The organism is Gluconacetobacter sp. (assembly GCF_047721585.1).
Lineage (GTDB): Bacteria > Pseudomonadota > Alphaproteobacteria > Acetobacterales > Acetobacteraceae > Gluconacetobacter > Gluconacetobacter dulcium.
Genome location: NZ_JBDNXE010000032.1, coordinates 1 through 12,509 on the forward strand (window position 1 = coordinate 1; position 12,509 = coordinate 12,509).

The window sequence follows — 12,509 nt, forward strand, 5'->3', positions numbered from 1 at the left end:
GATTTTATATTATATAAAATGGAATGTCTATTATTTAGAATTTGTATATAATACCAAAAACTATCACGTTTGGCCTTTACGTAGCCATTTTTTGAAAATCAATGAAACGGATGGTTTTGAAAAGTGCGAAGAGGTTGTTCCACGCGATACATGAAGCATTTATAATAAAGCTCTGAGGCGTGCGCGAACTCGTGGACCAGCTTCAGGGGGAATGGAAGATCTTGACACGGCGCGCCTGTGCGGTGTTGCAGATCGATCCTTCCCTCTATGTCTACAAGTCGAAGCGTGGCACGCAGACCGAACTGACCCGGCGGATCCGGGATATCTGCGCAACCCGTGTGCGCTATGGCTATCGCCGCGTTCATATCCTGCTGCAGCGGGATGGCTGGGCGGTAAACCCGAAGCGGATCTATCGTCGTTACAAGGAGTTGGGCATGCAACTGCGCAACAAGATGCCCACCCGCGCGGCCTCTTCGGCCGGACGCCGTGACGCATAGCGCCAGGTCTTCGGATCGATGCCGATTAGCTGGCAGGCCCATCGCTGCGAGTAATCCCGCTCCGTAATCGCCCAAGTCGCGGCCTCCCGCCACAAGCCGGGGGGCACGAGTTTTTTGCCAGCAGTTCCTTCAGCGTCGAGACGTCCATCACGCTCTCCGCCAGGAGTCACTTCAGCTTCGCGTTCTCTAGAGAGCCGAGTCGTCAGATCGCGCCATTTTCACTGAGCAGCGAGGCTTGGAACGGCCATCACGCTATCGTGATAATGTCCCATTTTGTGCGCTAACTACGCTGCGCTTTCGCTCCCATTTGCATCCTATGTGCATCCTGCGCCGCATTCCGGGCACAAAAAAAGCCACCCTTGAGGGTGGCTTTTCTTCTGTCTTTTCAGACACTTAGCGTGTGGTTGCGGGGATAGGATTTGAACATATGACCTTCAGGTTATGAGTTCCAGTCTAATACTTACATAATTACCGCACAGAGCCGATTTTTCTACGATAAATGGCTGTTTTTCTTAAGATCTTACTCGTCTTCTGCTACACTCTCCCCCGACTGGAATCGCCTGTTTTCACTCCCAAATGATTCCTATTTGATTCCAGTGACTCCAACCGGGGGAGGATGTCCCATGGTCAAGATCACCAAACGTTCCGTCGAGGCCGCCGCCAGAACCGGTAAGGAATATTTCCTCTGGGATGACGAGCTTCGGGGCTTCGGTCTGAGGGTTCATCCCTCAGGGCGGAAAATCTACCTCGCCCAGTTCCGCGCGGGCGGACGCATCCGCCGCGTCAATATCGGGCCACATGGTCCCCTCACCCCGGATCAGGCCCGCACAGAGGCCATGAAGCATCTGTCCGCTGTCCGGCTGGGCGGCGATCCCGGCGCGCAGCGCGACCGGCTCCGCGCCGCCGCGACCATGAAGGAGTTTGGCAAGCGGTTCCTTGACGAACACGTCGTCTCGCACTGCAAGCCCTCGACCCAGTACGAATATCGTCGCTGTGTTGACCTGTTCATCAGCCCGAAGCTGGGAACTCTCAAGGTCATCGATGTGACCCGCGCCGATGTCGTCGAACTGCACCAGTCCCTCAAGGAGACACCCTATCAGGCCAATCGCGTGCTCGGCGTGCTATCCATCATGTTCACCCTGGCCGACACCTGGGGCGTAAGAACAGACGGGATCAATCCGTGCTGGAAGGTCAAACGCTACAAGGAAGTGAAGCGGGAGCGTTACCTGACACCCGAGGAACTGGCCCGACTGGGCAAGGTGCTTCGGGAAGCAGACGGTGAGCCGGAAGCAGCGACCTGCATTCGGCTGCTGCTGTTGACCGGGTGCCGCCTTGGGGAAATCCAAACGCTGAAATGGGAGTATGTGGACTTCCGGGCTAGCGTGCTGCGCCTGCCGGATTCCAAGACCGGGGCCAAGGTCGTGCCCGTCGGCAAAGCGGCGCTGGACGTGCTGGCGGATATTCCCCGGATCGAGAGTAATCCGTATGTCATCACTGGGAAGGTCGAAGGACAGCACCTGACGGACATTCAGCGTCCGTGGCGGCGGCTTCGGGCCAAGGCCGGGCTGAACACGCTCCGCCTTCACGATCTCCGACACTCCTTCGCCTCCGACGCGCTTCAGCTTGGCGCGGACCTGACCATGATCGGGCGGTTATTGGGCCACACACAGGTGCAGACCACGGCACGGTACGCCCATCTCAAGACCGATCCTGTCCGCGAGGCCGCAAACAAGGTCGCGGACGCCGTTGCCTCCGCCCTCGCCGCTCCGATGAAGGAAACAGACAGCATCCACAAGGGTCCATTCGGCAGAGAAGCGCCTGCTCCTCTGTTGAACGAATCCGCTCATTGAGATACATTTTCTTCATGAATGTGACGCCCGACCAGATCCGCGCTGCCCGTGCCTTGCTGCATCTGCCGCAAGACGAACTGGCACGCCGCGCCCACGTCTCCGTCGTGACTATTCGCCGCCTGGAAAGCGAGAGCGGTGCGAAACAGGTAACGCCGATCGTGCTGGCTGGAGTCTGCCGGGCACTGGAGCTGGCGGGCGCGGAATTCATCCCCTATGGCGTGCGTCGCCGCAACGCGCCCCGTGCCCAGGCGGACCGGCTCTTTGCCGATCTACGCGTCATCAGTCTGCGCAGCGCCGAACGGTTGAAGGGCCACGACATCCTGACCGACCATGATCTCTATGACGAGAACGGCCTGCCCGCGTGATCGTGCTCGACACGTCGGCGCTGGTGGCCGCCCTGCGCCGTGAGGACGAAGCCGACGCGTTCCTGCGTATCATTGCCGAAACCGATCGCTGCCCGCTCTCTGCCGTCAGCCTGCTGGAGACGAGCATGGTGCTGGCGGGCAAGGTCGGTGACGAGAGCGCGTGGCGGGGCCTCGACGACCTGATCGAAACGGCCGCCATCGAGATCGTGCCACAGGATGCGGACCAGGAGCGGATCGCCCGCGACGCTTTCCTACGTTTCGGCAAAGGGCGACATCCGGCGGGTTTGAACTTCGGCGATTGTGCCAGCTATGCCCTGGCTCGCGCTCACGATGCCCCGCTCCTCTTCAAGGGCGAAGATTTTCCTCACACAGACATCATGTCCGCCCAGCTTAGGTCCGAGTGAAATTGCCCCCCTCCCCTCAGGCGGCGTTGATTCCGCCCACTACTGCCAGACAAGACCGCTTTCGCCGTCATGTCGGACATCGACGCGGTTGGGAGAATTTCCCGAAACCCGACTTTTTTCCGCAAACAACGCCGTTGCTCGGCAACGAGGAGGCGATTTTCCGTTATTACTATGGGGCGTTAACCACCGAGCGTGATCGTCTAAAGTATGAGTGAAGACTGCTGTCGATTACCGGGCCGAGTCGCCTTAGAGCACTCTGCATGCTCCGCAATGTGGAAGTTCGTGCTACTGAGCAGATAGCATTGAGTATTAATTTTGGGACTGTATGATCGGTTCTGAAGCTGTCCAAGAAAACATTCGCGCTAGAGGAATTGGGGATTTATTCATGAAGGATTTTATCGATGAGCTTGTATCCAACGGAGTAAGGGAGGATATCATTGACCTATCATCAAAGCGTGGTGGAGATGATCATCTTTATCCCTCAAAATGGAAGACTTACTACAGATCTGTAAACTATCCACAATATGGCGTCTTGCTCGCATATGAAGACGAAGATTGTTGTGTCGATGTTCTTCTTCAAAAACTAAACAACGAATTACGGAATTATGAGGAGTTGCGTTCACTTGGCTACGATGTTCCAGATACATGCGATGAAAGCATAAGAATTCAAGATCACCTTGGAACCCCAAGGGAGGCTGCTGCAATAATAGTAGAACATATTTCAGGTGCAGGACCGTACAAAGCAAAGACTGGAATTGGTTCCATAAGAAAAATTGTGTCCCTAAAACCTACTCTCAAAAACTTATATGACGCAGCTTGGAGGGAAATATCGGAAGCTGCAAAGAAAAAAATGCCAATGGATCTTCAGGTAATCATGGAAGAGAGCGGCCGAATTGTCACAATAGATCCGGAACAGATAGGAAATGGCGGAACTCTAGATTCCCTATAGAATTGGATGGTTCGAAAGACCCTTCTTAAGCACTTTTAGTACATAAGAATATCAATGGTTCATGATTCTTGGTCGGTTGAAAAAGAGGGTTTTTCGAACTCTCCATCTGAATCGCTCTCTGGAAGCCGACCTTCGACTTCCCCCCCATCCGGAACGTCGTGCCTAAAGTGGCGCATATTCGGGACTTTGGGTGGAAGCTGCTAATGAAGAAGATACCCGTTTACAGCCCTAAGAACGCGCCTGGCCAGACGAACCGGGTCGGTCTCGCCGAAGGCACCGGCGGCATCTATCATGCCTTTGATGATGGCTGCCACGTCACGCGCTTCTTCCTGATGATCGGACGTCCCGGAAGTGCCCAGACGCTGCAAGGTCTTGGCCACCAAATCCAGAAACTGGCCAGCAACGCGCTGAAGGTCCGCATCCGTCGGGAGGCGCGCTTCCTCCTGATCGAGGAGGAGTGCGAGCTTCGGGCGCCGCAACTGATGCGCAACCGTTGCCTCCACCAGAATATCCAGAGCAGCTTCACCGGTGGGCGCATCCAGAGCGCGAGTTGCGTCTCTGATCAGGCGTGACGTCTCCCGATCAATCAATGCCCACAGGAGTGCCTGCTTGCTGGGAAAGTATTGATAAAGCGAACCGATGCTGACGCCGGCACGCTCAGCGACGGCATTGGTTGAAAACCGTTCCGTGCCGGTTGCTTCAAGAATGCGAGCCGCCGCCTCGATAATCGCCTCGACGGTTGCGAGCGATCGTGCCTGCGTGGGGCTTTTCCTGGGCTTTCGGGAAGATGGAGAGAGCGTTTCGGGCATGGGCATCAATGCGAGTAGTCAATATGAGCGAAAGCTCACATTCTAACGCAATCAACTCGACTAAGAAAGAATGCTTCATGACGAAACACAATCTGGATTTCGATCCGGCGATCACGATTTTCATGCTCGTCAAGACAACCCCCGAATGGCTCGGCTTTACCGTCGAGCGACGCAATCAACTCGCACGTGAACATCTCACGCCCATTTTGGAAAAATACCGCAGTTCTGTCGCCATGCGCTTCTTCGATATCGAGTTTTACTCGGCGCGTGTCACGGACCTGTGGATGTGGGAAGCCAAGGATCACCATTCTTACGAAATGCTGGTCGAGGAATTGCGCGAGACCCCCTTCTGGGACCGGTGGTTCAGCATCGTCGAGATTCTTCCGGGCGTCGAGGACGCATATGCGAAGAACTATGACCGTGACGTCATCACCGTTTAGATTCCGCTGAAAAAGGAACCATCATGACAAGCGAAAAACGCATCGCTATCGTGACCGGCGCGTCGCGTGGGATTGGGGCAGCACTTGCGCACCGTCTGGCAATGGATGGATTTTGCACGATCATAAATTACCTGTCGGACTCAGAGGCGGCAAAACGCGTTGTTGCCCGGATCGAGGAAGCCGGTGGCATGGCAATGGCGGTTCAGGCCGATGTCTCAGAGCCTCACGGGATCCGGCATCTGTTCGACGTCGCCGAGCACGAGTACGGACTCGTCGATGTCCTGGTCAACAACGCTGGGATCCTCAAGGTCGCCCCGATTGCGAGCGTGTCGGACGAAGACTTCAACGCTCAGATGAAAATAAATGTTTTTGGTGCGTTTTACGGGCTCCGCGAAGGCGCAAACCGTGTGCGTGACGGTGGTAGGATCATAAGCCTCTCAACAAGTATTGTTGGGACATACATGCCTGTGCATGGCGTATATGCTGCTACAAAAGCAGCTGTTGAAACTATGACACGTGTTTTGGCAAAAGAAGTTGGCAACCGGCAAATCACGGTCAATGCTGTCTCACCTGGTCCGGTAGGAACCGATCTTTTCCTGGCTGGACGATCAGAGGAAATAATTCAGCGTATCACAGCAGACATTCCTATGGGTCGCCTGGGTGAGCCTGACGACATTGCACGGATCGTCTCTTTTCTCGCTGGTCCCGAAAGCAGTTGGATCAGCGGTCAGGTTATTCGGGCGAATGGAGGTCGAAACTGATATCGGTGCCTGCAAGCAATGGACAGCTCTGGCAAGCCTATGTCGTGTAACGGACCTTCCGCTGCCCCCGATTGTGTTGAAAAAGTCAGGTTGAGGTGTCCGTTCAGGATTTTGTATGCAATTAGGAATGAAAATTTCCCATGATTACAGCGTTCTATACGTTATGATATCGAACCAAATGTTGAGTGGAAGCTCCAGCGGGACTTTTTCAACACAATCCCCCCTTAGCTGACAAGCAGCATACTCTCCCGCAGAGAGGAAAAAGGGGAAGGAAGGCCCTTCGCCTCCCTTCCCCCAAACGCCGCCTACAGAGCGGCAGGGCCGCGCGACGGCGCAGGGCGTTGCCCCGCTGGCGCGCAACCCGGCCACTCCCGCCGTCATTTGTCCCCAACTCTCCCGCGCGGTCACCCGCCTCCGGGAAGCACGCAGGGGTGCTTCCCCCGGCGATGATACCGGCAAAGGAATCAGGGACATGACCGACAATGCAAAAGGGGCCTTCCGTAATGTAATCCTTCAGGGCGATAGTGTTGCCCTCATGCGGGCGATGCCGCGCGGGAGCGTGGATTTTATCCTTACCGACCCGCCTTATCTGGTGAACTACCGGGGCCGGGACGGACGAACAGTGCGCAATGACGACAACGCCGCATGGCTCCGGCCCGCATTCAACCAGATGCACCGCGTTCTGAAAGACGGCCGTTTTGCCGTGTCCTTCTATGCCTGGAACCGGATTGACCTGTTCATGGCGGCATGGAAAGCGGCGGGGTTCCGGCCCGTTGGGCACATCATTTTCCGGAAGTCCTATGCGTCATCGGCGCGTTTCGTCCGCTACACCCATGAGGCGGCTTACCTGCTGGCCAAGGGCGACGCGAAATTACCCCGGCAGCCCATCCCGGACGTGATCGACATGCCCTATAGCGGCAACAGGATGCACCCGACGCAGAAGCCGGTTGCGGCGTTGCTGCCCCTCGTTCACACCTTCTGCCCACCCGGTGGGCTGGTGCTGGACCCGTTCGCGGGGTCCGGTTCGTCCCTGGTGGCGGCGCAGCATCTTGCCCGCGACTGGCTGGGCATGGAACTGGACGAAGCCCATGCGGCCACGGCCTCCCGGCGGCTGGCTTACTGGGGCGAGAGGCGGGCGGCGTAAGCCTCCGCTTTCTCCCTTTCCGGCTTCTTATCCACTGCGGAATAGCCGCGCGCCGATCCTGGCGGATCGGCGGCGGGGACGCGCGGCCCGATGGCCCGCGCGGGCGGCGCTCGCCAGGCAAGCCCGGCTCGCATCTTTCTTCCTTACCGGCCCGAATAACCGGTCTGACCTCAAGCTCTCTTGTGCCCTGACAACGCGACGCTCCCGCGTCGCGAGCGGAAGCGACCTTTCAGGCCGCATATCAGGATTTCGCCGAAGGCGCACAATCACCGAGCATTTCCAGACGCTTCCCTACGCCTACCCGCGCTTTGAGGGTGGAGAAATTCGCGCACGTCATATCCTCCACTCCCAGACAGCATTTTTCCCGTCAGCCTCCCCTTACCGGCACCGCTTCACCCCCGAAGCGGACCGCATCGACAAGGGAGGTTCCCATGACCACGAGACCCGGACCAAAGCCGGAACAGCCCCCGGCCCCGGCAACACAGACGCCCCCGCGCACCCTGACCGCACCGGCCCGTATCCAGCGCCCCTATCTGCGTAGTGGCGAGGCCGCCGATCTGATCGGCGTCTCCATCCGCACCCTGGAAAAATACCGCTGCATCGGCGACGGGCCACCGTTCCTGAAAATCGGCACTCGTGTCCTCTACGCCCGGCAGGATGTCGAGAACTGGCTACAACGTCACCGCTGTAACAGCACTTCCGATGAAAATTTTATCGCCGCACTCCGCAACCGGGCGTCATGGAGAAACAGGTCATGACCGACATGGATGCCTCCGACGACGCCCTGTTCGGCCTGACCACGGTTGAAGCGCGCCATGTGGTTTGGAACTTCGGGACAGACGGATTGGAACCCATTTTTAGGGATCGAAACGTCGTCTGAGAGCAGCCTAAGCGACGTCTTTTGGGGCGGGAATCGTCACCATATGACGCGCGAAGACCGCGTTGGTCCGGCACCTACCAGAGAGGATGCGAGCGTCGATCCGCTCTTGTACTCCTAATCGCACCAGAACGCGTTCCAGACGCTCCATGGCCCCGCTGTCGTAGGCATCATCCAGGCAGTTGCAGTGCCCGATGTCCACCATCACATCTTCTATGGCTCCCAACAGCTCTTGGGCGTCATCCTCCTCCGGCATGGTCGGGCTCCTCCCCTAAAATCTCTGCGTCGCCCGCATCCGGCGTGGCTGTATCTGGTTTAGCGCCCCTCGCTGCCGTCGCATCATCCATCGACGCCGCCCGTTCGATCCGAGGATAGGGATAGGGCGGCAAGGGCGGAAATGGCCGAGGCGGCCGTCCGGCCTGGGCATCCAACTCCTGGATTGTCAGGCGTGCCGAAATCGCCTGAGCGTAGAGATCCTGCAACGCGTCGTCCGACTGCCAACGCTGGCGCATCAGATCGGCAACACGATCCGTCAGGTCGCGTAGCAGCGCGTCCATCCGTGCGTCTCGCTGGGTTGACCGCTCAAGTATGCCCAGCGCTTGCTGCCCGGCAGACAGCGCCGCACGGTCACGCCCCAAGCGCAACCGCGCCATATTGGCATACCAACCGCCGACGCCACCGATCACGGTAGTCGCCGCGCCACCATAGGTCGACCAGAGGGCCAGGAGATCGATCATATGCGCCCTGCTACGATCTAGTTGCCGAACACCGGGAGGTAACGAGCGGCACCAGACGAATTGTAGAGGATCGCACACCCCGTCGACCCGCTGATCGAGCCGCATTTTGTGGTATCGGTCGTCCAGGCAGCGGCCGTGCTGAGCGCGACGGTCGGGTTTGTGTTGGTATTTCCGACATACAGTTTGTCCACGAGGCCGCCCGTCTGATGCCACGACAAGGACGAGCCCTCGTTCGTAGTCCCGTCTGCCGTTGCCGGAATGAGAGCCGAATTGCCCGATCCGTCCGGCGTGAGGGCGATGCGCGCGCCCATCACGGCGCCCCCGCTCCCGTTGGCATAAGGGGCGATCACCTGGGTTACGCCAGAGGTCGCTCCGGACGTGTTCCCTTCGAAATTATTGCCAACCAGCATGATGCTGTTTGTCCCCCCTGCCTTGGAGAACCCATAGCCGCCGGAAGACCCGCGTCCGTTCTGTCGGAACTGCACACCAGAATAGGACTGCACCATATTAGAGAGATCGTAGACGCCATTGCCCAGGGCGTTGAAAATGGTGCCGCCTGAAAAGATCAGATGGCCGTTGATGCCCGTCTCGATCTCCAGATTGTTGGTGCCCGAGGAGGCGATCCACCCTCCGGAGAAATTGACATACAGATCGCCCGAATGGCTCAGAGTGTCGTTGATCTTGACGCCGATATTTTTGGAACTGTCGATCCCGCACATTGGGCCGAACGCAAATTCGCGGTTTGTCACGCTATAGAGCGCATTGTCGATTAGGACGCCGATCGTGTTGCCGATGATGTCCGACCCGCCGTCACAGTTAAAGCCCCCAAATCCGCCGCCGATGTGGACGCCAACAGCGGGCGCGGGGTAACCGTTGGGGGACGAAACCTTCCATCCCATCATGCCGAAATCGGCCGCCCCCAGAGGGCCGCCATTTAGGCGGATCGCATCATTCTGGCCGGTCGCGAAGTTATTGCCCCACGACATGATCGAATCTACCTGGTCCAGCCATAAACCGTTCCACAGGTTGCCGTTACCGTCCTGACCGTCCAGCACGACGTCACCGATGCTCGACCGCACCAAACCCCGAATATGCAGCGCCGTGCCCGCCGTCATTTTCGTCGCCGACTGCACCTTGAATGACCGGATCGACCAGTTGAACTGAGGGTTTGCCCCATCTCCGATATTGATCAAGTCGATGGTCGTGGATGTGCCCTCGTACAGGAACGTCGTCGCCCCGACCCCGGCGCCCGCCAGCGTGACGTTGCCCGCCTGCTGTGCTGCTGGATTGTGCAGTGTCGAGGTAAAAACGCAGATACCGGCCGGCGCGACCAGCTCGACATTGGCCGGGGGTCCATTGCCGGCGTCCGTCGCATTGGCGAGCCACGCATTGATCGCCGCCGTGTCGTCAGTCGTGCCGTCGCATTTCGCCCCGTACGATAGGAGTGAAATCTGCCTGTATACTGGTCCTAATACCGACACGAGACTTTTGGAGCTGCCCCCAGATCCAGGCGGTACCAATGTCCCTGCTGTCAGATCCGCCGCGATCGGCGACACGACCCGCCCCGAACTGTCCAGCCCGGCGACGCCCGATGCCTTGTTGATCATCCCGCCCGGAACAGCACCAAATGCGGCGTTGGCGACCTGCTGCATTGTCGCGGTCTGGGCCGATGCCAATCCTGGCCATGAGAGGGTCATGGTCGCGGCTGCGACGCTGGCGGAAAGCCGAATTTTTTGACCCATCATGTCGTCACATCTCCATCCAGGCCGTGCCCGTGTAGACCACGTGGCAGAAGTTCGACCCACCACCCACGGGCGCAGCGTTGAACGAACATGCCGTCGCATCGGTGACATAAGCCTGCGCGCCCGTGTATCTGCGTGCGTCGGTCGGCAAGGTCGCGACCGCGTAGACGGTAGCGATTTCCGCTCGAACGCCGGCCGTTGTGGCAACGTTGTTCGAATTGTCGCCGGCAGCGGGGGTCTGAGCTTTGGCAGCCGCGCTAAATGTAGCGGGTACGTTGACCATCATGTCGTTGTCATTACCGCCAATAGAGAAAATATATTCCCCACCGCTATCATAGACAACGAGATTACCATCCTGCTGGAATGATAGTCGCCATATGCTGCCGGGGCCATAATGCACGGAGTACTGGCCACCTGATACCGATGGGTAGATGTCTGCGCCCAGGGACATGACGCCGACTATCGTGGGTGACAGAAACGTCCCGTTCGCGATTGATGGTGGCGATCCGCCTGATGACGAACCAGCCCACGTCGTCGTCGCGCCAGAGACGTCGCCGACGGATGGCAGAATAATCTGGCCTAAGCTATTCGTCGCCGTCGAGGCCTGAAGAGCGCCCAAGGCTGCCGAACGAACGCCGTTGAACCAGTCGGCGCTCATGACTTGACCGGGTTGAATCACGCCCGGCGTGGCGGCGACGGCCCCCAGAGGGGCAAGCGCCAACAGCGCGACGGACAGAGGAAAAAGCTGACGCATTACCGCCTCCCTTACGAGCCAGGCGCGGATGGCAGGGCTGTGCTGGTGGTGTCCGTACCGCTGACGATCGCCAGCAACGCCCGTTGATATGTCACCCACTCAGCGGGGACTGCCGCGCCCAGTGATCCGTAATCGGCCCACAGGGTCGCTCGCGCCGACGCCAATGCCTGCTGGGCGAGCCGGACCAGAGGGATCGCCACAACCGGAGCAGCGACCCAGCACGGCGCGCCGGCTGCGGTCACGCCTCTGATCTGCCCTGCCGGCGGCGTCGCCAGGCCAAATTCCGCAAATGCGTCGTCCGTAACGGCGACGAGGTCCGCCGGCCAGGTGCCGGCAGCCTCATATCGGGGCTGAAGGGCAGAGGGATAAAAGGCATTTTTGCCGGGGGAAAAATAATAGTTCGCGCTGTCCGTCATGATCAATATCCCAGCGAAATCCAGTAATATCCGAGCCCCGCGACGCCGGTCCAAATGCCCGTGCTCGGGTTATTGAATTGCATCGAATACATCACAAACTGGTTCGCAGGAGGGGCATTCGATACGCCATGTAAGGTCACGTTCTGATTCGGCCACGCACCGCCGGCATTCGACTCAACCGGCCAGACCCCGAAGCAGGCATGCGGGTACGGAATGGGAAAATCGACGCTGCTGTTGCCGTTCGCACCGCTGGCCGCCTTGCCCCACTGGACGATCAGGCCACCGGGCAAGATCTGGTAGCCGTTGGCGCCCAGGGAATTGCTCAGCCCTTTGCCGTTAAGCAGCGCGCCCAAAACTGATCCGATATTGGCGATCTGGAGCGGGTTCGAGCCGTCCGGGGTCGGCGTGGTCGGGACATCGGTGCCGTCAACGGAAAATTGGGGCGCGACGAGCGGCGCCTTGCTCGATTGCAGGTTGCTTTCGACCGCGGCCGCGCGCGCAGCTTCATTCGCGACGAATTCCTGGACCGCCCATGACACCTGACTCCAGTTCAGCGCATCCAAGGTGCCACCGGCATCCAGTACAAGCTTCCCCAGTTCCGAAGCGAGCATGTTCATGAACCAGGCATAGTTCCGCGTAGCGGGTATGCCAGCCACCGGATTACCGTTGGTGGCAAACCCCGGTGTCCCGGCCGGCGGTGTCACATCCGCCTGGGCAAGCGGCACCGTCCCTGGAGCGATCAGGTATTGCATCAGGTATTGTCC

At 58.6% G+C, this 12,509-nt stretch carries 17 protein-coding genes and 1 pseudogene; 10 read left to right on the forward strand and 8 right to left on the reverse strand.

Features of this window, described 5'->3' with window-relative positions:
- Positions 1-242: 242 nt before the first annotated feature.
- Positions 243-497 (forward strand): IS3 family transposase, encoded by a 255-nt coding sequence (locus tag ABF821_RS08050; RefSeq protein WP_415529693.1) that lies wholly within the window; start codon positions 243-245, stop codon positions 495-497.
- Here the strand turns inward: ABF821_RS08050 and ABF821_RS08055 are convergent.
- A pseudogene (locus ABF821_RS08055) lies at positions 461-684 on the reverse strand (IS3 family transposase); the annotation flags it as partial. The gene ABF821_RS08050 and the pseudogene ABF821_RS08055 sit on opposite strands and share 37 nt — an antisense overlap.
- Positions 685-1,120: 436 nt before the next feature.
- Between ABF821_RS08055 and ABF821_RS08060 the strand changes: the two are divergent.
- The 4 genes from ABF821_RS08060 (at position 1,121) to ABF821_RS08075 (ending at position 4,065) form a co-directional block, all read left to right on the forward strand.
- Positions 1,121-2,347 carry a tyrosine-type recombinase/integrase gene (locus tag ABF821_RS08060; RefSeq protein ID WP_415509689.1) on the forward strand — a complete coding sequence of 409 codons (1,227 nt, stop codon included), beginning with the start codon at positions 1,121-1,123 and terminating at the stop codon, positions 2,345-2,347.
- A gap of 14 nt (positions 2,348-2,361) precedes the next feature.
- Positions 2,362-2,712, forward strand: a complete 351-nt coding sequence (locus ABF821_RS08065; protein ID WP_415509688.1) for a helix-turn-helix domain-containing protein — start codon at positions 2,362-2,364, stop codon at positions 2,710-2,712.
- Positions 2,709-3,116: a type II toxin-antitoxin system VapC family toxin gene (locus ABF821_RS08070; protein WP_415509687.1), complete on the forward strand. Its 408-nt coding sequence runs from the start codon at positions 2,709-2,711 to the stop codon at positions 3,114-3,116. The genes ABF821_RS08065 and ABF821_RS08070 overlap by 4 nt, the downstream gene beginning before the upstream one ends.
- Positions 3,117-3,501: 385 nt before the next feature.
- Positions 3,502-4,065: a hypothetical protein gene (locus ABF821_RS08075; protein WP_415529651.1), complete on the forward strand. Its 564-nt coding sequence runs from the start codon at positions 3,502-3,504 to the stop codon at positions 4,063-4,065.
- 200 nt (positions 4,066-4,265) lie between these two features.
- Here ABF821_RS08075 and ABF821_RS08080 read toward each other — a convergent pair whose 3' ends face one another.
- Positions 4,266-4,874 carry a TetR/AcrR family transcriptional regulator gene (locus tag ABF821_RS08080; RefSeq protein ID WP_415509685.1) on the reverse strand — a complete coding sequence of 203 codons (609 nt, stop codon included), beginning with the start codon at positions 4,872-4,874 and terminating at the stop codon, positions 4,266-4,268.
- Positions 4,875-4,951: 77 nt separating this feature from the next.
- Here ABF821_RS08080 and ABF821_RS08085 point away from each other — a divergent pair, with 77 nt between their 5' ends.
- From ABF821_RS08085 to ABF821_RS08105, 5 genes are all read left to right on the forward strand, one after another.
- Positions 4,952-5,314, forward strand: a complete 363-nt coding sequence (locus ABF821_RS08085) for a darcynin family protein (RefSeq protein WP_415509684.1) — start codon at positions 4,952-4,954, stop codon at positions 5,312-5,314.
- Positions 5,315-5,337: 23 nt separating this feature from the next.
- The gene (locus ABF821_RS08090; RefSeq protein WP_415509683.1) at positions 5,338-6,075 is read left to right on the forward strand and encodes an SDR family oxidoreductase; all 738 of its coding nucleotides are present in this window, start codon (positions 5,338-5,340) and stop codon (positions 6,073-6,075) included.
- A gap of 472 nt (positions 6,076-6,547) precedes the next feature.
- A complete protein-coding gene (locus tag ABF821_RS08095; protein ID WP_415529652.1) occupies positions 6,548-7,219 on the forward strand; it encodes a DNA methyltransferase in 672 nt (223 codons plus the stop codon).
- Positions 7,220-7,650: 431 nt separating this feature from the next.
- On the forward strand, positions 7,651-7,977 hold the full coding sequence (locus ABF821_RS08100; RefSeq protein ID WP_415529653.1) for a helix-turn-helix transcriptional regulator: 327 nt from the start codon (positions 7,651-7,653) through the stop codon (positions 7,975-7,977).
- Complete coding sequence (locus ABF821_RS08105) at positions 7,974-8,099, forward strand: hypothetical protein (RefSeq protein ID WP_415529654.1); 126 nt, start codon at positions 7,974-7,976, stop codon at positions 8,097-8,099. The genes ABF821_RS08100 and ABF821_RS08105 overlap by 4 nt, the downstream gene beginning before the upstream one ends.
- A 7-nt stretch (positions 8,100-8,106) precedes the next feature.
- On the opposite strand, the gene ABF821_RS08110 is transcribed toward ABF821_RS08105, so the two are convergent.
- The 6 genes from ABF821_RS08110 to ABF821_RS08135 all read right to left on the reverse strand — a co-directional run bounded on the left by ABF821_RS08110 (position 8,107) and on the right by ABF821_RS08135 (position 12,497).
- Positions 8,107-8,352, reverse strand: a complete 246-nt coding sequence (locus ABF821_RS08110; RefSeq protein WP_415529655.1) for a hypothetical protein — start codon at positions 8,350-8,352, stop codon at positions 8,107-8,109.
- On the reverse strand, positions 8,336-8,833 hold the full coding sequence (locus tag ABF821_RS08115; RefSeq protein WP_415529656.1) for a hypothetical protein: 498 nt from the start codon (positions 8,831-8,833) through the stop codon (positions 8,336-8,338). The genes ABF821_RS08110 and ABF821_RS08115 overlap by 17 nt, the downstream gene beginning before the upstream one ends.
- 17 nt (positions 8,834-8,850) lie before the next feature.
- Positions 8,851-10,389: a glycosyl hydrolase family 28-related protein gene (locus ABF821_RS08120; protein ID WP_415529657.1), complete on the reverse strand. Its 1,539-nt coding sequence runs from the start codon at positions 10,387-10,389 to the stop codon at positions 8,851-8,853.
- Positions 10,390-10,582: 193 nt separating this feature from the next.
- The gene (locus ABF821_RS08125; RefSeq protein ID WP_415529658.1) at positions 10,583-11,329 is read right to left on the reverse strand and encodes a hypothetical protein; all 747 of its coding nucleotides are present in this window, start codon (positions 11,327-11,329) and stop codon (positions 10,583-10,585) included.
- Positions 11,330-11,340: 11 nt separating this feature from the next.
- Positions 11,341-11,745: a tail fiber assembly protein gene (locus tag ABF821_RS08130; RefSeq protein WP_415529659.1), complete on the reverse strand. Its 405-nt coding sequence runs from the start codon at positions 11,743-11,745 to the stop codon at positions 11,341-11,343.
- Between the two features lie 2 nt (positions 11,746-11,747).
- Positions 11,748-12,497 (reverse strand): gp53-like domain-containing protein, encoded by a 750-nt coding sequence (locus ABF821_RS08135; RefSeq protein ID WP_415529660.1) that lies wholly within the window; start codon positions 12,495-12,497, stop codon positions 11,748-11,750.
- Between the last annotated feature and the right edge of the window lie 12 nt (positions 12,498-12,509).